Raw genomic sequence first — 20,091 nt, forward strand, 5'->3', positions numbered from 1 at the left:
ATCTCAAGTATTGTCCTTAAGCTAGTCAGGTTTTTTTATGGTTACCGGTTCCGCCCGCACCTTGCTCCGCCGCGTGCATCTCTGGATTGCGCTGGTGTTCGGGGTGGTGCTGTCGCTGTCCGGGGTGACCGGGGCGGCGCTGGCGTGGATCCATGAGCTGGATGCGGCGCTCAATCCAACGCTGTTCCATGTGCCAGTGAGGGCGCAGGCCCAGGTCGCGCCGGAGCGAGTGCGCGCGCTGGTGGCGATGCTGGAGGCGCGGCCGGGGTATGGCCGGCCAACCCAGCTCTCGCTGCCCGAAGCGGCGGACGAGCCGGTCGTCGCGTGGTACCGCCAGGGCGGCGCCAAGTCGCCATGGAAGGTGGAGGTGTCGCGGCAGGTGATGGTCGATCCGGCGACGCTGGCGATTGCGGGGGAACGCAACTGGGGCGAGGCGGGGTTGTCGCGGCCCCTGCTCATGCCGACGCTATTTCATGTGCACCGCTATCTGCTCAGTGGCGATGTCGGGAAGACGGTGATCGGGGCGCATGGCATCGCCCTGTTCCTGCTCGGTGCCATCGGCGTGGCGCTGTGGTGGCCGGTGCCAACCTGGAAAGGCCTGCGGCAGGCGCTCACGGTGTCCTATCGCGGCTCGTGGCGGCGGTTCAACTTCAGCGCGCACCGGGCTATCGGCTTCGTGGCGGCACCGCTGCTGATGTTCATGGGCTTTTCGGGTGTGTACTTCAATTTGCCGGAGGTGGTAGTGCCGGTGGTGAAGGCGGTCGCGCAAGTCACGCCCGCCGACAAGTTGAAGAATGAGGCCGCGCAGGGCCGCGCGCCAATCGCCGTCGATGCGGCGCTGCGCGCGGTGCAGGAGCGGTTGCCGCAGGCCCGCCTGTCTCGGGTGATCCTGCCGGCCAAGCCGTCCGTGCCTTATGAGGTGCGGGCGCGCCAGCCGGGCGAGGTGCGGCAGGGGGATGGGAACACACGCGTCACGGTGGACGCCTACAGTGGCCGCATCCTGCGCCTGCGCGATCCACTGCATGCGCCGGGCGGCGATGGCTTCTTCAACTGGCTGTTCCCGCTGCATACGGGGGAGGTGCTGGGCAATGCGGGGCGCGTCGCCATCAGCATCCTTGGTCTCACGCCCCTGTTCTTCATGGTGACGGGGACCTGGCTCTGGCTGCAGCGGCGGCGCCCGGCCCCGGCGCCCACCCACGGCGTCTGATTCCCGTGCTTGCGCTACCTGCCCTGATGGTTCGGCGCGTATCAGGTAGCAGCGCTCCTGGCCTTCACGCGTTTCGGCTTCGCGGCCGCCATCGAATTGGCGCTGATGGCGGCAAGGATGAGGGCCTTGAAGGCCTTGGCATCCACCTGCTGGCCTTCAAGGATGTCGATGGCGCGGCGCACGTTGCCTTCGAGGCTGGAGTTGAACAGTTGCTTGGGATCGGGCAGCGCAGCGCCCTTCGGGAAGGTCAGCTTGACTTTCCCTTTGTAGGTCTCCCCGGTGCAGATGATGCCGTCATGCGACCACACCGGGTTCTCCCACTTCCACTCTTCCACGACGTCCGGATCCGCCTCCTGGATCAGCGCCCGCATGCGGGCCAGCGTGTCGGTGCGCCAGTCGCCCAGGCCCGCAATGCGCTTGTCGATCAGTGCAGAAGCTTCGTTACTCATCGCCGTCTCCTTGGTAAGGTGTCGACGGAAGTATAACCCGCTGGTTATGAGTTACGCAAACTTGGTGAAATCGGGCTTGCGCTTTTCGAAGAAGGCGGTGAAGGCTTCCTTGGCTTCGGCGCCCTGCAGCATGGCGAAGAACTTTTCATTTTCGACGGCCATGGTTTCGTTGATCTGCGGGGTGCGGACCCGCTTCATCAGGGCCTTGGTGGCGCGGATGGAGGCGGCGGGCAGAGCCACCAGCTTGGCCGCCTGGGCGTGCGCGAAGGAGCGCAGCTCTTCCTGCGGCAGGACCTTGGCCACCAGGCCCATTTCGAACGCTTCCTGCGCGCCGAAGGCCTCGCCCAGCATCAGCTTCTCCGCCGCGCGGGCGAACCCGGCCAGCTGTGGCAGCAGCAGGGACGATGCAAACTCCGGGCACAGGCCGAGCTGCGAGAACGGCAGCGAGAACTTGGCGTTGTCGGCCGCATAGACCAGGTCGCAGTGCATCAGCATCGTGGTCCCGATGCCGATCGCCGCGCCGGACACCGAGGCCACCACCGGCTTGGTCGACGCCGCCAGCGCGCGCATGAACTGGAAGACGCCACGGTCTTCGTGCGCCTGGCCGGGAACGGGCGCCGAGTTCTTCAGGAAGTCTTCCAGGTCGTTCCCGGCGGTGAAAATCTCCGGCTTGCCGGTAATGAGGATCGCACGCACCGCGGTGTCCTGCTCCGCGTTGCGCAGGGCTTCGGCCACGGTCAGGTACATGGCGTTGGTGATGGCGTTCTTGCGCTCCGGGCGATTGAACTCGATGGTGAGGATGCCGTCGGCAATGGTGGTCAGGGTGTCCATTCAGGTCTCCGTTTGTTCTTTGGATGTGGGAAGGGCGCCGTGTTTGACCACAGGCGCCCTTGGATGCGGCAGCAGTCTGGCTTAGACGCGCTCGAAGATGCCTGCGGCGCCCATGCCGGTGCCGACGCACATGGTCACCATGCCGTACTTCTGGTTGTTGCGGCGCAGGCCGTGGATCACAGTCGCAGCGCGGATCGCGCCGGTGGCGCCGAGCGGGTGGCCGAGAGCGATCGCGCCGCCCATCGGGTTCACCTTGGCCGGGTCCAGGCCCAGGTCGCCGATGACCGCCAGCGCCTGCGCGGCAAAGGCCTCATTCAGCTCGATCCAGTCCAGCTGGTCCTGGGTGATGCCCGCCTTGGCGCAGGCCTCGGGAATCGCGACCTTCGGACCGATACCCATGATCTCCGGCGGCACGCCCTTGACCGCGAACGACGAGAACTTCGCCAGCGGGGTCAGGTTGTGCTCGCGCAGGATGCGCTCGGACACCAGGATCAGCGCACCCGCGCCATCCGACATCTGCGACGAGTTACCGGCCGTGACCGAGCCCTTGGCCGCGAACACCGGCTTCAGTTTGCCCAGCGATTCCATGGTCGAATCGGCGCGCGCGCCTTCGTCGGTGTCCACGGTGCGGGTCTTGATCGACACTTCGCCGGTCGCCAGGTTCGGCGTACGGGTGATGATCTCGATCGGCGTGGTCTCGTCCTTGAACCAGCCGGCCTGTTGGGCGGCGATGGCGCGGCGGTGCGACTCGACCGAGAACGCGTCCTGCGCCTCGCGCGACACCTTCCACTGCTCCGCCACCTTCTCGGCGGTCAGGCCCATGCCGTAGGCCATGCCGATGTTCTCGTCCGTGAACATCTCCAGGTTCATCGACGGATGGTGGCCCATCATCGGCACCATGGACATCGACTCGACGCCACCGGCGATCATCACGTCCGCCTCGCCGACGCGGATGCGGTCCGCCGCCATCGCGATCGCGGTGATGCCCGAGGCGCAGTAGCGGTTGACGGTCACCCCGCCGACGGTCTTCGGCAGGCCGGCCAGCAGCACCGACATGCGGGCGATGTTGAAGCCCTGCTCCGCTTCCGGGAACGAGCAGCCGATGATGGCGTCGTTGATCAGGGCCGGGTCCAGGCCAGGCGCCTGCGCCATGGCCGATTGCAGCACGCGCACCAGCAGGTCGTCCGGACGGGTCGTCTTGAACATGCCGCGCGGCGCCTTGCCGATCGGGGAACGGGTCGCCGCGACGACGTATGCTTCTTGCAGTTGTTTGGTCATGATTAATCTCTCAAAGTTCGGTCGCGTGGCGGATCAGTTGCGCACCGGCTTACCGGTCTGCAGCATGCCCATGATGCGTTCCTGCGTCTTCGGATTGTTCAGCAGTTCAAGGAAGGCCTTGCGCTCCATGTCGAGGAGCCACTGTTCCGACACCAGCGAGCCCTGGTCCACGTCGCCGCCGGAGACGATGGCCGCGATCATCTCGCCCAGCTTGAAGTCGTGCGCGGAGATGAAGCCGCCGTCGCGCATGTTGACCAGCTGCGCCTTGATGGTGCCGAGGGTGTAGCGGCCGCCGACCGGAATCAGCTTCTTCAGCGGCGGACGGTAGCCCGCGTCGAACATCGAACGCGCCTGCACCTTGGCCACGTGCAGCAGCTCGTAGGTGTTGAAGACGATGACGTCGTCTTCTTTCAGGTAGCCCATCGCTTTCGCTTCCAGCGCGGACTTCGACACCGCAGCCATGGCCGCGTTGGTGAAGTGCCCCTTCAGGAACTGCAGGATGTCCGTGCCCTTGGCTTCATTGGCCGCACGCACCGCCGCTTCCTTCAGGCCACCGCCGGCCGGCACCAGGCCGACGCCGACTTCGACGAGACCCATGTAGGACTCGAGAGCCGCTACGCGCTTGGACGCATGCAGCGCCAGCTCCAGGCCACCACCGAGGGCGATGCCCGCGACCGCGGCCACCACCGGCACGTTGGCGTACTTGAGCTGCATGAAGGTGTCCTGCAGCGCTTTCACGGCCGGGTCGATGGCTTTCGCGCCGCCTGCCATGTAGGCCGGCAGGGCTTCTTCCAGGTTCGCACCGGCGGAGAACGGGCCACCGTCGGCGGCATCGGTATTCCAGATGACCAGGCCCTTGAAGTTCTTTTCGGCTTCGGCCAGCGCCAGCTTCAGGCCATCGATCACGCCCTGGCCGATGGTGTGCATCTTGGACTTGAGCGAGATGATGAGCACATCGTCGTTCTGGTGCCAGACGCGGACGTTCGCGTCTTCATGCACGGTGACGCCGGCGGTCTTCGGATCTTCAGCGGCGGCGCCCAGCACCGGAGCGCGGAAGGCCTGGCGCTGGTAGACCGGCAGGTCGGAACGCGGCACGAAGCTGTTGGAGGACGCGGAGTACGAACCCTCGGCGGTATGCACGCCGTTCTGCTGCGCGGGCGGACCGTCCAGCACCCAGGCGGGCAGCGGCGCGTTGGTCAGGGCCTTGCCTTCGGCGATGTCCTGGCTCACCCACTCGGCGATCTGCTTCCAGCCGGCGGCCTGCCAGGTCTCGAACGGGCCGACCGACCAGCCGAAGCCCCAGCGCATGGCGAAGTCGATGTCGCGCGCGTTATCGGCGATGTCCTTCAGGTGCACGGCGATGTAGTGGAAAGCATCGCGGAAGATCGCCCACAGGAACTGCGCCTGCGGGTTGGTCGATTCGCGCATGGCCTTGAACTTCTTGACCGGGTCCTTCTCCTTCAGGATGCGGGCCACGATGTCCGCCGCCTTGCCGCCGCCGGCCACGTAGGTGCCGGTCGCCGGGTCGATGCGCTTGATCTCCTTGCCTTCCTTTTTGTAGAAGCCCGCGCCGGTCTTCTGGCCCAGCGCGCCACCGGCGATCAGCTTGGACAGGATCTCGGGCGTCTTGTACACGCTGAAGAACGGGTCGTCGGCCAGGTTGTCCTGCATGGTCTTGATCACGTGGCCCATGGTGTCCAGGCCCACCACGTCCGCGGTGCGGAAGGTGCCGGACTTGGCGCGGCCCAGCTTCGCGCCGGTCAGGTCGTCGACCACGTCCACGGACAGGCCGAACTTCTCGGCTTCGTGGATGGTGGCCAGCATGCCGAAGATGCCCACGCGGTTGGCGATGAAGTTCGGCGTGTCCTTGGCGCGCACCACGCCCTTGCCGAGCGTGGTGGTCAGGAAGGACTCCAGCTGGTCCAGGATGGCCGGGTTGGTAGACGTGGTCGGGATCAGTTCGACCAAGTGCATGTAGCGCGGCGGGTTGAAGAAGTGGACGCCGCAGAAACGCGCCTTCAGGTTGTCGTCGAAGCCCTCGGCCAGCCTGTTGATCGAGAGGCCCGAGGTGTTGGATGCGAAGATCGCGTTCGGAGCGATGTGCGGGGCGACCTTGGCGTACAGGTCGTGCTTCCAGTCCATGCGCTCGGCGATGGCTTCGATGATCAGGTCACAGCCGGCCAGCACGTCGAGGTTGTCCTCGTAGTTGGCGACTTCGATCAGGGACGCGTCGTCCTTGTTGCCCAGCGGGGCCGGGCTCAGTTTTTTCAGGTTCTCGATGGCGCGCAGGACGATGCCGTTTTTGGGGCCTTCCTTCGCGGGCAGGTCGAACAGCACCACCGGCACCTTGGCGTTGACGCAGTGGGCGGCGATCTGCGCGCCCATCACGCCGGCGCCCAGGACGGCGACTTTCTTGACGATGAAGTTGGTCATTTGGATTCCTTGGTTGAGACGCTCTCCCGTTCACTACTATCCCCGCGCCGCGGGGATACGGAGAGAGCGATCGGCGTGCGTGAGTTGATTAGAACAGGTCTGCGTCCAGCGCCATCAGCGAGGCCGAGCCGGAACGGGCCTGGCGGATCAGCATCGCGGTTTCCGGGTACAGGCGTGCGAAGTAGAAGCGCGCGGTGGCCAGCTTGGCCTTGTAGAAGTCACCTTCCTTGCTCAGCGCGATCTTCGCCATCTGCGCGAAGAAGTACGAGTACACCATGTGGCCGACCACGCGCAGGTAAGGCACGGCGGCGGCGCCCACTTCTTCCGGATTCTGGAAGGCCTTCATGCCGATTTCCATAGTCAGCTTGGTGACCTTGTCACCCAGCTCGCCCAGCGGCGTCACGAACTCGGACAGCGACTCGTCCAGGCCATTCTCTTCGACGAAGGACTTGATCTTCTCCCCGAACTTGCGCAGCTTGGCGCCGTTGTCCATCAGGATCTTGCGGCCCAGGAGGTCGAGCGACTGGATGGTATTGGTGCCTTCGTAGATCAGGTTGATGCGCGCATCGCGCACGTACTGCTCCATGCCCCACTCGGCGATGTAGCCATGGCCGCCGTACACCTGCATGCATTCGGAGGTGGCGATCCAGCCGTTGTCGGTGATGAAGGCCTTGATGATGGGGGTGAGCAGCGCGACTTCGTCGGCGGCTTCCTTGCGCACTTCTTCGTCCGGGTGGTGCAGCTCGCGGTCGATCTGCAGCGCGACGTAGGACGAGAAGGCGCGCGCGCCTTCCGCGTAGGCTTTCGCGGTCAGCAGCATGCGGCGCACGTCCGGGTGCACGATGATCGGGTCGGCCGGCTTGTCCGGCGCCTTCGGGCCCGAGAGGCTGCGCATCTGGATGCGGTCCTTGGCGTAGGCCAGCGCGTTCTGGTAGGCGACTTCGGTCAGGCCCAGCGACTGCATGCCGACGCCCAGGCGGGCCGCGTTCATGAAGACGAACATCGCGTTCAGGCCTTTGTTCGGCTGGCCGATGATCCAGCCCTTGGCGCCGTCCAGGTTCATCTGGCAGGTCGAGTTCCCGTGAATGCCCATCTTTTCTTCGATGGCGCCGCAGGCGATGCCATTGCGCTCGCCCGGCTGGCCGTCCGCGTTGGGAATGAACTTCGGCACCAGGAACAGCGAGATGCCCTTCGAGCCTTCCGGCGCGTCCGGCACGCGGGCCAGCACCAGGTGGATGATGTTCTCAGCCATGTCATGTTCGCCGGCCGAGATGAAGATCTTGTTGCCGGTGATGGACCAGGAGCCGTCGGCCTGCGGGATCGCTTTCGAGCGCAGCATGCCGAGGTCGGTGCCGCAGTGGGCTTCGGTCAGGCACATGGTGCCGGTCCATTCGCCGGTGGCGAGCTTCGGCAGGTAGACTTTCTTCTGCTCGTCGGTGCCGTGCTCCTTCAGGCACTCGTAGGCGCCGTGGGACAGGCCCGGATACATCGACCAGGCCTGGTTGGCCGAGTTGAGCATCTCGTAGAACGAATTATTCAGCACCACCGGCAGGCCCTGGCCGCCGAAGTCGGTGTCGCAGGCCAGGGCGGCCCAGCCGCCGTCCACGTACTGCTTGTACGCGTCCTTGAAGCCCTTCGGCGTGGTCACGGACTTGGTGGCCGGGTCGAAGTGGCAGCCCTCGCGGTCGCCGGAGTGGTTCAGCGGGAAGATGACTTCCTGCGTGAACTTCGCACCCTCTTCGAGCACCTGGTTGATGATGTCCGCGTCGACTTCGGCGTAGTGCGGCATCGCCTTCAGCTCTTCGGTAACGCCCAGGAACTCGTGCAGCACGAATTGCATGTCCCGGATTGGTGCGACGTATTGACCCATGTTTGTTCTCCTGACGGCGTGAGGGTGTGGATTCGGTTAAGTGGGACGCGGTTGTCTCGCAGGACCGCGTCAGGTTGTCGGTGTGCGGTTCTCTACCTGCCGATAGTCGCGCAGCAGGCGCTCGAAGCCGGCCTTGGCGCGGTCGACGCTGCCCGGCATGCGCAGGAAGCGGGCATCGTGGTGCAGGGCCAGGATCAGGCCATACATCTCGTAGACCAGCTGCCCGGCGTCGGTGTCCGGCTTCAGGTCGCCGACCTCGATGGTTTGCTTCACGCAGCGCAGCATGGCGCCCTGCCAGGCCCGCACCATCGCGACCAGTTCATCGCGTATGGGGCCCGGGCGGTCGTCGTACTCCACCGCGCCGCTGATGTAGATGCAGCCCGAGGTGATCTCCACGCTGACCTGGGTGATCCAGCGCGTGAACATCGACGTCAGGCGCGGCAGGCCGCGTGGCTCCTGGACGCTCGGGTAGAACACTTCCTGCTCGAAGCGATGGTGGTACAGCTTCAGCACTTCCAGCTGCAGGTCCTCGCGCGACCCGAAGTGGGCGAAGACGCCGGACTTGCTCATGTTCATCCGGTCGGCCAGCAGGCCGATGGTCAGGCCTTCCAGGCCGTCGCGGCTGGCCAGCTCGAGCGCGACATCGAGAATCGCCGCGCGCGTCATCTCGCCCTTGCGCATGAATTTGGCTGTCGTATTGATGGCTGTACCCGTTGAGGAAAAAATCCGAACGCTCGTACTATTATCCAGCCCTAGCGAAATGTCAAACGCCAACCTAGAGGTGTGGTTCTAGGACCGCCCGCCCCCGCCAATTGTGGCCATTCCGCAAAAAGTTCTCCACAGGGGTCAGGCCGCGAGGTTTCCAAACGTTATCTGAACAGCAATGCACAAGGCTTTGAATTGAAAGGGGAAAATGCGGGTGGGGTCAGGGCTTGTCTATGAGAGGGGTGCCTGACCCCGGGGTGAGTATGAGAGGGGTGCCTGACCCCGGGGTGAGCGGGGTCAAGGTGGGGATGCGGGGAGGGGAACTTTCAGGAATCGTCGCCGGCGCGGTCGATCAGGCGGCGGTCGCGCTTGGTGGGGCGGCCGCCGCGGATGAAGGTGCCGGGCTCGGGATGCAGGCGGCGGGCCTCGGCGTTCATTTCGCGGCGCTTCAGGCTGTCGGCGGTTTCTTCGTACAGCCCGCGCGCCACCGGGGCGGGGCCGCGCTTGTCGGAGAGTGATTTCACGACCACTTCCCAACGGTCGGAGCCGTTGTCGATGTCGTAGGTTTCGCCCTCCTTTACCACGCGCGCAGGCTTGATGCGCTGGCCGTCGACGCGGACGCGGCCGGTGTCGACGGCGTCGGCGGCCAGGGAACGCGTCTTGAAGAAGCGCGCGGCCCACAGCCATTTGTCGATTCGAATCTGGTCCATCTTTTCAGTCACTCATGTCAAGTTCATTGCTGCGTCATGCATAGCCGATGGCGAACACGCGCATGGTCAGTTTGTAGAGGGCATACGCAGCTTCGTAGCCGAGCCGCCGGATCCACCCAATGTTGGCAAATTCTTCCCGCTGGATCACCACGCCCTCGGCCATCGCCAGCTCGATGTGCTGGCGCAGGCTGCGCGCGAAGCCGGCGTCCTTGACGATCACGTTCGCTTCCTGGTTCAGGAACAGCGACAAGCCGTCAAAATTCGATGAGCCCACGGTCGCCCAATCGTCGTCGATCACCGCGACCTTGGCGTGCAGCTGGGTCTTCTGGTACTCGATCACCTGCACGCCCGCCTCCAGCAGCTTGGGATAGAACGAGTGCGCCACCGCGTCCTGCATGAAGAATTCGCCCACGCCGATCAGCAGCTTGACCTCGACCCCGCGCCGCGCCGCGCTGGCCAGTGCGCGCCGGATCTTGCGCCCCGGGGCGAAGTACGGGTTGGCCAGCAGCACCTGCTTCTTGGCCCGCCCGATCGCCTGCAGGTAGGCGCGCTGGATGGTGCGCCGGTTGCGCCAGTTGTCGCGCACCACGAAAGCGGCCATCACCGCGTTGTCGGCCGAGGCCTTCTCCACCTTGCGCATCTCGCGGAACAGCTTGATGCGGTTGACCAGGTTCATGTGCCCGATGCGCGCCCACTGCGCCTGCAGCTCCTTGTGGATCAGCGCCACCAGCGGCCCGCGCACCTGCACCGCAAAGTCCCAGCGCGGAGCGGTCAGCTTGACGCCCGGGTGGTGCTCGCAATACAGGTCGTCGGTGATGTTGATGCCGCCGACAAAGGCGACGACGCGGTCCACCACGCACAGCTTGCGGTGGCTGCGCGCCAGCCCGCGCTTGAACCAGGGGTTGAACACGCGATGCTTGACGCCAGCCTTGGCCAGCTCGATGTCCATCTGCGTCACGCGCTTGTGGCCGGTGCCGAACCAGTCGGTGAGCATGTGCACCGTCACGCCGCGCTGCGCGGCCCGCACGAGCGCGCACTGCACGGCGTCACCGATCTCGTCCGCCGCGAAGATGTACGTCTCAAAGTAAACGTCGTACTGGGCGGCATCGATGGCCGCGATCAGGGCGGGGAAGTAATCGGTTCCGCAATGCAGCAGCTTGACTTCGTTGTGGGCAACAAAATTTACCGCTCGCATGGTGGCTGGAAGATTTCGATTGGGGCAGAGATGGTGTCCATTTTGCCCTTTTTCAACCGGATCAGGTTCAGGCCAGTGTGAGATTCGCGACAATGGGCGCGTGGTCGGACAGCTTGGCCCACAGCGTCCCATGCAGCACTTCCGCCTCTTCGACCTTGAAGCCGCGCACATAGATCCGGTCCAGCCGGAACAGCGGCAGCGCGGCCGGGAAGGTGCGCGCCTGGCGCGGCGGGACGTCCTTGCCGGACAGCGAACGCATCAGCCCGCGCAGGCGCGAATGGCGCTCCAGTTCGTCGAACACCTCGACCACGCCGAGCCCCTTGCGCAACTCGTCCGACAGGGTGTTGCGCCAGTCGTTGAAATCGCCGGCGATGATGACCGGCTCGCCGTTCGGCGCCGAGGTATTGACCGCTTCGATCAGCGACGCGGCCTGGCGTCTCCGGCTGGACTCGAACAGGCCGAGGTGGATCACGTAGCAATGCACCGAGCCCTGCGGCGTGGTCAGCTCGCAGTGCAGGATGCCGCGCTGCTCGTAGGCGTGGTCGGAGACGTCGTGGTTGTGATACTTGTCGATGGGGAAGCGCGACAGCAGCGCGTTGCCGTGGTGGCCATGATCGTACTTGGCGTTCAGGCCGTAGGCGGTGTGGTGGCCGTCATCCGCAAAGAACTCGTGCTGCGCTTTCTCCGGCCAATGGCGGTGGCCGTGGTTGGTGTCGCCATATTTGGCCAGTTTGAGGTCGTGCCGGCCCTGCACTTCCTGCAGGAACACGACATCGGCCTCGAACAGCTGGATGGCCTTTTTGAGGGCCACCACGCGCGGCGAGCTGCGGATGGAGGAGACGCCCTTGTGGATGTTGTAGGTGGCAACGCGGAGCTTCATGGAGGCCATTCTACGCCGTCCGCAAAACCCCGTTCAGTGCGCTGGCGCGCATTCGCGTGGGCGTCGCGTCAGCGCTGCGGGACGTCGTAGCGGACTTCGATAGCGCGGGAGGTGCCGTCGCGCTCCATGGCGGTGAAGGCGGCCGCCAGGCGGCGCACCAAGGCGGCCGGCGTGGCCGGGTGGCAGGCCAGATACAGCTCGACAGAATTGAACATCATGATCGGCGTGATCTCGTTCTGCAGCGACTCGCGCGCCAGCCGCACCTGGGCCGAGCGCGGGCTGGCCACCCACAGATCGATCCGCCCCAGCATCAGCTTGCGGATATTGGCGTCGTCGTTGCTCGCAAAGTCGACCTGGTAGCCGCGCGCCTTCAGGTATTCGCCGCGCACGTCGCCGTTGTAGGCGCCAAAGCGCAGCTGGCGCGCGTCTTCCAGCTTGTGCACGCGGTAGTCGCGGTTGGCCAGGCCGTAAAGCCACCAATCGGTGCGCGCCACCGGCACCACCCAGGTGAACAGCTTCTCGCGCTCGGGCGTGCGGGTGGTGGGGAACACGCAGGTGCCCGGGTCCTGCTGGGCCAGGGTATAGGAGCGCATCCACGGCATCAGTTCGATGCTGAAGGTGATGCCGGCGCGGCGCATCGCCTCGCGCAGTTTTTCGTAGGCGTAGCCGGTGAACCTGCCCTGCTCGACCATCACGGCGGGCAGCGATTCCTCGGTGGTGATGCGCAGCTGCGGCGCCGCGGCCTGGGCGGCCAATGACGTCAGGGACAGGGCCAGCGCGACAGCCACGAGGATCATGGGACATGCCGCGGCAGCTGCAGCACCGCTTCCGCGTTGGAGGGCGAGAAGCAGCGGTCCGCCGCTTCCAGGTAGGGCAGCCACACGTAGTGCGTGTGCTCGCGCGGGCTGAGGATCACCGGCACATCGCGCGGGACGCAGGCGGAGAACACGTGCTCGGTGTTGTGGGTCACGCCGGGCGCATAGCGGTGCCGCCAGACGGGGTAGATCTCGTAGATGTTGGAGAGCTGCCAGTCGCGCAACGCGATCGCCTTTCCGTCGGCGACGATGCCGGTTTCCTCGAACAGTTCGCGGCGCGCCGTCTCGATCAGCGGCTCGTCCAGCGTGTCCTTGGAGCCGGTGACGGACTGCCAGTAGCCCGGCTTGTCCGCGCGTTCGATCAACAGCACGTCCAGGTCCGCGGTGTGGACCACGACCAGGACGGACTCGGGGATCTTATGCATGGCGATGCATCGCGGCGCGCGGAACGCCGCACCAGCCGCGCGGGCCGGTGCGGTGGTACTTGCGCGTGCTTAGGCGACCTTCGGCTCGGCCGCGCGCAGGCGGATGTGCAGCTCCTTGAGCTGCTTCTCGTCGACTTCCGACGGCGCGTTGGTCAAGAGGTCCTGCGCACGCTGGGTCTTCGGGAAGGCGATCACGTCGCGGATCGACTCGGAGCCGGTCATCAGGGTGACCAGGCGGTCCAGGCCAAAGGCCAGGCCACCGTGCGGCGGCGCGCCGTACTGCAGCGCGTCCAGCAGGAAGCCGAACTTGAGCTGCGCTTCCTCGGCGCCGATCTTCAGGGCGCGGAACACCTTGGACTGGACTTCCTCGCGGTGGATACGGATCGAACCGCCGCCCAGCTCCCAGCCGTTCAGCACCATGTCGTAGGCCTTGGCCAAGCAGGCGCCCGGGTTGGACTCCAGCATGTCCTCGTGGCCGTCCTTCGGCGCGGTGAACGGGTGGTGGGTCGCGGTCCAGCGGTCGTCTTCCTCGTCATACTCGAACATCGGGAAGTCCACCACCCACAGCGGCTTCCAGGCGTCGTCGAACAGGCCGGCCTTCTTGCCGAACTCGGAGTGGCCGATCTTGATGCGCAGCGCACCGATGGCGTCGTTGACCACCTTGGCCTTGTCCGCGCCGAAGAAAATCAGGTCGCCGTCTTCGGCGCCGGTGCGCTCGAGGATCTGCGCGAGCGCTGCGTCATCCAGGTTCTTGACGATCGGGGACTGCAGGCCATCGCGGCCCTTGGCCTTTTCGTTGACCTTGATGTAGGCGAGGCCCTTGGCGCCGTAGATGGCGACGAACTGGGTGTAGGCGTCGATCTCGGAACGCGGCATGGAACCGCCCTGAGGCACGCGCAGGCCGACCACGCGGCCGTTCGGCAGGTTGGCGGCGGCGTTGAAGACCTTGAACTCGACGGACTTCATCACGTCGGTCAGTTCGGTGAACTGCAGCTTGACGCGCATGTCCGGCTTGTCCGAACCGTACATGCCCATGGCGGTGGCAAAGTCCATTACGGGGAACGGGTTCGGCAGCTCGATGCCCTTGGTGTTGCGGAAGACGGTGCGCATCATGTCTTCGAACAGGTCGCGGATCTCCTGCTCGGTGAGGAAGGAGGTCTCGCAGTCGATCTGGGTGAATTCCGGCTGGCGGTCGGCGCGCAGGTCTTCGTCGCGGAAGCACTTGGTGATCTGGTAGTAGCGGTCAAAGTTCGACACCATCAGCAGTTGCTTGAACAGCTGCGGCGACTGCGGCAGCGCGAAGAAGTTGCCCGGGTTGACGCGCGACGGCACCAGGTAGTCACGCGCGCCTTCCGGCGTGGACTTGGTCAGCATCGGGGTCTCGATGTCGATGAAGCCCAGCGCGTCCAGATACTTGCGCACTTCCATCGACACGCGGTAGCGCAGGCGCAGGTTGTCCTGCATCTGCTGGCGGCGCAGGTCGAGCACGCGGTGGGTCAGGCGGGTGGTCTCCGACAGGTTGTCGTCGTCCAGCTGGAACGGCACCGGCACGGAAGGATTCAGCACTTCCACGGCGGTGGCGACCACTTCGATCTTGCCGGACTTAAGGTTGTTGTTGATGGTGCCTTCGAGGCGGTTGTTGACGGTGCCGGTGATGCGCAGGCAGTACTCGTTGCGCACATGTTCGGCGGCCTTGAACGCTTCCACCTGGTCCGGATGGCAGACCACCTGCACCAGGCCCTCACGGTCGCGCAGGTCGATAAAGATCACGCCACCGTGATCGCGGCGGCGGTGCACCCAGCCGCACAGGCTCACGGTTTGGCCGAGCAGCTCTTCGGTGACGAGGCCGCAGTATTGAGTACGCATGGAGGACATAGTGGTTATTCGGTGAAGGTTGATGTATGGGGTGCTTCTTATTTTTCGCGACTGCTTATTCTTTGGCGATGACGATGCCCGCCGGGGTCGCGGGCTCGGGGGCGACCACGCCCATCGAGACGATGTACTTGAGCGCCACGTCGACCGACATGTCGAGTTCCACGACGCGGCTCTTTTCCATCATCAGGAAGAAGCCGGAGGTCGGGTTGGGGGTGGTGGGCACGTACACGCTGACCCACTCGCCCTCAAGATGATTGGCCGCGTCCCCGCCCGGCGTGCCGGTCAGGAAGGCGATGGTGCGCGAGTGCTCGTGCGGATACGGGATCAGCACGGCCTTGCGGAAGGCGTTGCCGGACGAGGAGAACAGCGTGTCCGACACCTGCTTCACGCTGGTGTACAGGGAGCTGACCACCGGGATGCGGGTCAGCAGCTTGTCCCACTGGCGCACGACATAGTTGCCGACCAGGTTGTTCGTCAGCAGGCCGGTGAGGAACACGATGGCCAGCGTCAGGATCGCGCCGACGCCCGGGATGTCGAAACCGACCAGCGATTGCGGGCGCCAGGCCTCGGGCAGCAGCACGAGCGACTGGTCCAAGGTGCCGATGATGAAGTTCAGCACCCAGATCGTGGTGGCGATCGGGACCAGGACGAGCAGGCCAGTAAGGAAGTATTTACGCATGTACTTTTGTTAAGACCTCAGACGTCGCTGGAGGCCGTGGACGAGGCCGGCGGAGACGACGATTCGCCGCCGCCCGAACTCCCCCCACCGCTGGTGGGACTGCCCGAACCGGTGGCGGCGGTCGAGCCCGAGCCGCCCTTGTTTCGGAAATCGGTCACGTACCAGCCGGTCCCTTTCAATTGGAAGCCGGGGGCGCTCAACTGCTTGCGGAACGACGGTTTGCCGCAGGACTCGCACAGGGTCAGCGGGGCGTCAGAGATCTTTTGCAACACGTCCTTGGCAAATCCACAGTCGTCGCAACGGTAAGCGTAGATTGGCATGGTTTCTCCGCAAAAAACTTTCAAAAACCCTGAATTATAAAGCTTTTTCAGGCCGGGGTCCCCTAGATGGGGCCGGCCCGCCGGACTTTAAATAGACCTTGACAAACCGGGAGTTCGAGTCGGAAACATTTTTACAACACATAATTCTCTGAAAAAACTTGTGTTGCATTAAGAGTAAGGATAAGATACTTGAACTAGAACAAACTCTTGTAGTCGGAAATCAGTAGTAAATAATCAAGAGGGAAGAAAGATGACAAAGCTGCTTTTTATCGCAATGCTCACCGCAGGCGCTGTCGGCGACTTCACCGCCACCAGCTACAACATCAATCCGCTTCCGGAATCCGTGTCGTGCGCGCTGCTGGCCGCTGCCATCAGCATGATCGGCTACTTCTTCCGCAACAAGCGTAGCTAAGAACACATCCCGTCCCTGAAAAGCCCGCAGCAGCGGGCTTTTTTCATTTGGGACCGGAGCATTGTTTTCCGAGCAGGATGGTCGGTTCGATGTCGGTGAAGTTGGCGAGATCGGCCCGCAGCGCTCCCCGATCCGGCGCGCTCAAGGCGGCGTTCAGCGCGCCGAGGGAGGCGAATTCGAAGTGGGCGATCATCACGAAAGGCGGCGCGGCGCCGCCCATCGGTACACCTTCAATAAGGGTCACCCGGGCGGGGTGGAAGATCCTCTGCACCAGCGGGATGTGGGTCTCCCGGTAGTAGTGCGTATCGAAGCGCGCACCCTCGCGGTTCGGGTAGATCACGTTGAAACTCATGGTCGCTTCCACGGCGGCCTCCTGGTCGGGTGTGAGGCTCACCTGCGTTGCCAGACCTGCCAGCGTTCCTTGCCCACAAAGACGGGAATGGAATCGGTGACTTCGAGGTCTTCGAGGCGCGTGAAATAGGGGGACAGGAGCGCGTCGAGCTGCTCGGGGAGGATGCCGAAAGGTGGGCCCTTGGGACTGGGGTCGAAGTAGAAGAAGCCGCCCAGGAGCGCGCCCGGCTTGAGCAGCGCGGCCCAGCGGGCCGCCACCTGCTCGCGCATCGACGGCGGCAGCGCACACAAAAAGGCGCGCTCGTAGATGAAGTCCAGCTCCGCGCCCGGTTGCGGCGTCCACTTGAAAAAGTCAGCCTGCTCGATGCGCCCGGCCCACAGCCCTGCCCCTTGCTTCGCCAGCGCCACCGCTTCCGGCGCGAAGTCGATCGCGGTCACCGGCCAGCCGGACTCGGACAAATGCACCAGTTCATACGCGGTGCCACAGCCGGGGATCAGGGTCGCGAGCGGCCGGTCGTTGCGGGCCACGAAGGTGTGCAGCGCCTGCGGCACGCCGCCCCGGTCCCAGGGCGTGAAACGGCGCGCAAAGCGTTCATCCCAGAACGCGGGCGAGAGCGGGTCGCGGGTCGCGAAGTCGGCCATCGAGTCGCTCCGATGCAGGTCAGATCAGCTTCAGGTAGTGCAGCAGGTAGGCGCCTCCCGCCCCCGCACCGGCGATCATCATCACCATCAGCAGGCGGTTCATGCGCTGCTGCTCCAAAATCAGGAGGCGCAGCAGGGCGCTGTCCGCGCGCTCCAGCTCCACGGCCTGGCATAGGGCCTGGTGCACGAGGCGCGGGATCACGGGCATGATGTGGGCGAAGCGCGGCGCTTCTTCCTTCAGCTTTTCCAGCAGGCCGGGGATGCCGATCTGCTCGGACATCCAGCGTTCCAGGTAAGGCTTGGCGGTCTTCCACAGGTCGAGATTGGGGTCGAGCTGGCGTCCCAGGCCTTCGATATTCAGAAGGGTCTTCTGCAGCAGCACCAGCTGCGGCTGGACCTCCACGTTGAAGCGGCGCGAGGTCTGGAACAGCCGCAGGAGCACCTGGCCGAACGAGATGTCCTTCAGCGGCCGGTCGAAAATCGGCTCGCAGCAGGCGCGCACCGCGGACTCCAGTTCGTCGACGCGGGTGTCCTTGGGCGCCCAGCCCGATTCGATGTGCGCTTGTGCCACCCGCTTGTAGTCGCGCCGGAAGAAGGCCAGGAAGTTCTGCGACAGGTAGTCCTTGTCGAAGTCATTGAGGGTGCCGACGATGCCGAAATCCAGCGCGATGTAGCGTCCGAAGGTCTCCGGCTTCACCGACACCAGGATGTTCCCGGGGTGCATATCGGCGTGGAAGAAGCCGTCGCGGAACACCTGGGTGAAGAAGATCTCGACGCCATCGCGCGACAGCTTGGCCAGGTCCACGCCCTCGGCGATCAGGCGCTCGGTCTGCGACACCGGAATGCCGTGCATGCGCTCCATGGTGATCACGCTTGGCGAGCAGTAGTCCCAGTACATCTCCGGCACCAGCAGCAGGCTGGAATTGGCGAAGTTGCGGCGCAGCTGGCTGGCGTTGGCCGCCTCGCGCATCAGGTCCAGCTCATCGTGCAGGTACTTGTCGAATTCGGCGATCACCTCCTTCGGCTTGAGGCGCTTGGACTCGGACCACACGCGCGTGAGCAGGTCGGCGGCCGTGTGCATCAAGGCCACGTCCTCGTCGATGAACTGTTTCATGCCCGGCCGCAGGACCTTCACCGCGACTTCGCGGCCGTCCTTCAGGGTCGCGAAGTGGACCTGGGCGATGGAGGCCGAGGCCACCGGCTCGCGCTCGAAGCTCGCGAACAGCAGGTCGGGGTGCGCGCCCAGGGAGCGCGTGATCTGCGCGATCGCCAGCTCGGAGGAGAACGGCGGCACGCGGTCCTGCAGCAGCGCCAGTTCGTCGACGATGTCGGGCGGGATCAGGTCGCGCCGGGTGGACAGCACCTGCCCGAACTTGACGAAGATCGGCCCCAGCTCCTCGAGCGCCATGCGCAGGCGCGTGCCGCGCGGGGCGGAGATGTCGCGCCACCAGAACAGGCGGTCGAACAGTTTGCTGGTGCGGGGGACGGGAAGTCCAGAGAGTGCGATTTCGTCGAGACCGTACTTGATCGCGACGCGCAGGATCTTCAGGAGGCGCAGGAATTTCCGAATCATTCAAGGTCCAGGGTGTGTTGGCTGGCGGGAGTGACCGGCTCCGGCCGTGCAGCGCGGGCGCGCTGCGCCAGCTGCTGTTCGATGCGGGCGATGCGCTTGGCGGTGCGTTCGACGTCGTCGCGCAGGCGGACCACGTCGGCGCCAAAGTCCTCGATGGCGGCGTGCTTCATGAGCAGCGGCTGCTCCTCGGTGAGGAATTCGGCGACGTTCTCGGCGAACTTGCGGTTGATGATGCGGGCCGTGTCCACAGCGGCGCGGGCGCCGCCGGCCAGGCGGGTCGCAGCCATCGGGCCGACCAGTTTTTCCAGGTCGGCCTCAGCCTCCCAGCGCAGGCCCTTGGACAGCTGCGAAATCGTGTTGGCGAATTCCGCGTCGCCCTCGATCTGCACGTACGAGAACGCGCGGTCGCGGTTCTGCAGGATCAGCGGCAGGTCGGACAGCTTGACGCGGATGGTGACGTTGGCCGGGCCTTCGCCGTTCGAGCTCTCGATCATGCCGTCGCGCGCGGCGCGCAGGCGCAGGGCGAAGCTGCCCACGTCAATCACGGCCTCCTTGCCCGCGTGGCGGGCCAGCGCATCGCGCGCCCACGCCTCCTGGGCCAGCAAGTGATTGATGGTGGCGGCGACCGGCGCGGTCAAGGCATTCAACGGGGGAGAGGCTGGCATGGACTCATTCGGCAAAAAAAAACCGCCCGGCTCGTACGCGGGCGGCTTGATCTTACCAGACTGGCATCACGATAGCTGCTGGATTCCTGCGAGAACCCAGCCACCGGTGCCGGACTTGGGTTTCACCATGTTCCAGACCTCGGCGAAAGGTTCTGGCTGGGCGGTCGGCGCGGACTTGATCATGCCGTTGAAACGCACGCTCGCCATATACTCCCCACCAGTATCCTCGATGCCCAGCAGTTCGGCGTCGATCGAGACCACGTCGGTGAAGTCAGGCGACTGGCGCTCGGTGATCTGCATGCGCAGCTCGGCGAAGACTTCAGGTGCGGTGAACTCGTGCAGGTCGGAGACGTCGCCCTTGTCCCAGGCGGCCTGCATGCGGATGAAGGTGGACTTGGCCTGGCGCAGGAAGGCGTCCTTGTCGAAGTCGGCGGGCAGGCCCCAGGTCGGTTCATCGGCCGGCTTACCGAGATTGATGGTGCCGCCGGGCTGCTGCACCGGCTCGAAAGCGCTGCGCTGCTGGTTCAGGCCGGAGCCGATGTCGGGCGTGGTGCTGCCGCCGTAGGCCGGCTGGGGCGCGCGGTTGAAGTTGGAGAAGCTCTGGTTGGCCGGGGTGTCCTTGCGGCGGAACATGCGGATGATGAAGGTGACCGCGAAGAACAGCAGCGCCAGCATCAGGACGGTGCCGAGCATGGAGCCGAGGGCGCTGGACAGGCCGAAGTGCGAGAACAGCGCGCCCAGGCCAAGGCCCAGCAGCGCGCCGCCCAGGATGCCGC

General features: G+C 65.0%; 21 protein-coding genes. 2 read left to right on the forward strand and 19 right to left on the reverse strand.

Annotated elements, in window-relative coordinates; all coding sequences use genetic code 11:
• The first annotated feature begins 37 nt into the window (after positions 1 to 37).
• Entirely contained in the window at positions 38 to 1,207 is a 1,170-nt protein-coding gene (locus tag E4L96_RS14255) for a PepSY-associated TM helix domain-containing protein (protein ID WP_135207890.1), read from the forward strand.
• A gap of 41 nt (positions 1,208 to 1,248) precedes the next feature.
• Here E4L96_RS14255 and E4L96_RS14260 read toward each other — a convergent pair whose 3' ends face one another.
• The 14 genes from E4L96_RS14260 to E4L96_RS14325 all read right to left on the reverse strand — a co-directional run bounded on the left by E4L96_RS14260 (position 1,249) and on the right by E4L96_RS14325 (position 15,672).
• Positions 1,249 to 1,656, reverse strand: coding sequence for a DUF1801 domain-containing protein (locus E4L96_RS14260; RefSeq protein ID WP_135207891.1), 408 nt, complete (start codon positions 1,654 to 1,656; stop codon positions 1,249 to 1,251).
• A 51-nt stretch (positions 1,657 to 1,707) separates the two neighbouring features.
• Positions 1,708 to 2,487, reverse strand: coding sequence for an enoyl-CoA hydratase (locus E4L96_RS14265; RefSeq protein ID WP_135207892.1), 780 nt, complete (start codon positions 2,485 to 2,487; stop codon positions 1,708 to 1,710).
• An 81-nt stretch (positions 2,488 to 2,568) separates the two neighbouring features.
• Positions 2,569 to 3,765, reverse strand: a complete 1,197-nt coding sequence (locus E4L96_RS14270; protein WP_135207893.1) for an acetyl-CoA C-acyltransferase — start codon at positions 3,763 to 3,765, stop codon at positions 2,569 to 2,571.
• A 33-nt stretch (positions 3,766 to 3,798) separates the two neighbouring features.
• On the reverse strand, positions 3,799 to 6,198 hold the full coding sequence (locus E4L96_RS14275) for a 3-hydroxyacyl-CoA dehydrogenase/enoyl-CoA hydratase family protein (RefSeq protein WP_135207894.1): 2,400 nt from the start codon (positions 6,196 to 6,198) through the stop codon (positions 3,799 to 3,801).
• An 88-nt stretch (positions 6,199 to 6,286) separates the two neighbouring features.
• Positions 6,287 to 8,068, reverse strand: coding sequence for an acyl-CoA dehydrogenase C-terminal domain-containing protein (locus E4L96_RS14280; protein ID WP_135207895.1), 1,782 nt, complete (start codon positions 8,066 to 8,068; stop codon positions 6,287 to 6,289).
• A 69-nt stretch (positions 8,069 to 8,137) separates the two neighbouring features.
• Positions 8,138 to 8,749: a TetR/AcrR family transcriptional regulator gene (locus E4L96_RS14285; protein WP_135207896.1), complete on the reverse strand. Its 612-nt coding sequence runs from the start codon at positions 8,747 to 8,749 to the stop codon at positions 8,138 to 8,140.
• Between the two features lie 350 nt (positions 8,750 to 9,099).
• A complete protein-coding gene (locus tag E4L96_RS14290) occupies positions 9,100 to 9,483 on the reverse strand; it encodes an RNA-binding S4 domain-containing protein (RefSeq protein WP_135207897.1) in 384 nt (127 codons plus the stop codon).
• 34 nt (positions 9,484 to 9,517) lie between these two features.
• Entirely contained in the window at positions 9,518 to 10,678 is a 1,161-nt protein-coding gene (gene clsB, locus E4L96_RS14295) for a cardiolipin synthase ClsB (protein WP_135207898.1), read from the reverse strand.
• 67 nt (positions 10,679 to 10,745) lie between these two features.
• Positions 10,746 to 11,558, reverse strand: coding sequence for an endonuclease/exonuclease/phosphatase family protein (locus E4L96_RS14300; RefSeq protein ID WP_135207899.1), 813 nt, complete (start codon positions 11,556 to 11,558; stop codon positions 10,746 to 10,748).
• A 68-nt stretch (positions 11,559 to 11,626) separates the two neighbouring features.
• The gene (locus tag E4L96_RS14305) at positions 11,627 to 12,355 is read right to left on the reverse strand and encodes a substrate-binding periplasmic protein (protein ID WP_135207900.1); all 729 of its coding nucleotides are present in this window, start codon (positions 12,353 to 12,355) and stop codon (positions 11,627 to 11,629) included.
• Positions 12,352 to 12,798 (reverse strand): dihydroneopterin triphosphate diphosphatase, encoded by a 447-nt coding sequence (gene nudB / locus E4L96_RS14310; RefSeq protein WP_135207901.1) that lies wholly within the window; start codon positions 12,796 to 12,798, stop codon positions 12,352 to 12,354. Before nudB ends, E4L96_RS14305 begins: the two co-directional genes overlap by 4 nt.
• Before the next feature lie 69 nt (positions 12,799 to 12,867).
• Positions 12,868 to 14,664 carry an aspartate--tRNA ligase gene (aspS, locus tag E4L96_RS14315; RefSeq protein ID WP_181017618.1) on the reverse strand — a complete coding sequence of 599 codons (1,797 nt, stop codon included), beginning with the start codon at positions 14,662 to 14,664 and terminating at the stop codon, positions 12,868 to 12,870.
• Positions 14,665 to 14,728: 64 nt separating this feature from the next.
• Entirely contained in the window at positions 14,729 to 15,352 is a 624-nt protein-coding gene (locus E4L96_RS14320) for a DUF502 domain-containing protein (protein WP_135207903.1), read from the reverse strand.
• Positions 15,353 to 15,369: 17 nt separating this feature from the next.
• Entirely contained in the window at positions 15,370 to 15,672 is a 303-nt protein-coding gene (locus E4L96_RS14325) for an FmdB family zinc ribbon protein (protein WP_135207904.1), read from the reverse strand.
• A gap of 250 nt (positions 15,673 to 15,922) precedes the next feature.
• On the opposite strand from E4L96_RS14325, the gene E4L96_RS23750 reads away from it, so the two are divergent.
• Positions 15,923 to 16,084 (forward strand): hypothetical protein, encoded by a 162-nt coding sequence (locus E4L96_RS23750; RefSeq protein WP_167758694.1) that lies wholly within the window; start codon positions 15,923 to 15,925, stop codon positions 16,082 to 16,084.
• Positions 16,085 to 16,127: 43 nt separating this feature from the next.
• Here E4L96_RS23750 and E4L96_RS14330 read toward each other — a convergent pair whose 3' ends face one another.
• The 5 genes from E4L96_RS14330 to E4L96_RS14350 form a co-directional block, all read right to left on the reverse strand.
• A complete protein-coding gene (locus tag E4L96_RS14330) occupies positions 16,128 to 16,448 on the reverse strand; it encodes an EthD family reductase (RefSeq protein ID WP_135207905.1) in 321 nt (106 codons plus the stop codon).
• A gap of 26 nt (positions 16,449 to 16,474) precedes the next feature.
• A complete protein-coding gene (locus E4L96_RS14335; RefSeq protein ID WP_135207906.1) occupies positions 16,475 to 17,077 on the reverse strand; it encodes a methyltransferase domain-containing protein in 603 nt (200 codons plus the stop codon).
• A gap of 19 nt (positions 17,078 to 17,096) precedes the next feature.
• Positions 17,097 to 18,650 carry a ubiquinone biosynthesis regulatory protein kinase UbiB gene (gene ubiB, locus E4L96_RS14340; protein ID WP_135207907.1) on the reverse strand — a complete coding sequence of 518 codons (1,554 nt, stop codon included), beginning with the start codon at positions 18,648 to 18,650 and terminating at the stop codon, positions 17,097 to 17,099.
• Positions 18,647 to 19,315, reverse strand: a complete 669-nt coding sequence (locus E4L96_RS14345) for a ubiquinone biosynthesis accessory factor UbiJ (protein WP_135207908.1) — start codon at positions 19,313 to 19,315, stop codon at positions 18,647 to 18,649. Before E4L96_RS14345 ends, ubiB begins: the two co-directional genes overlap by 4 nt.
• A gap of 66 nt (positions 19,316 to 19,381) precedes the next feature.
• The coding region (locus E4L96_RS14350) for a Tim44 domain-containing protein (RefSeq protein ID WP_135207909.1) at positions 19,382 to 20,091 on the reverse strand (710 nt) is incomplete at its 5' end.

This window comes from Zemynaea arenosa (assembly GCF_004614185.1).
In the GTDB taxonomy this organism is placed as follows: Bacteria; Pseudomonadota; Gammaproteobacteria; order Burkholderiales; family Burkholderiaceae_D; genus Telluria; species Telluria arenosa.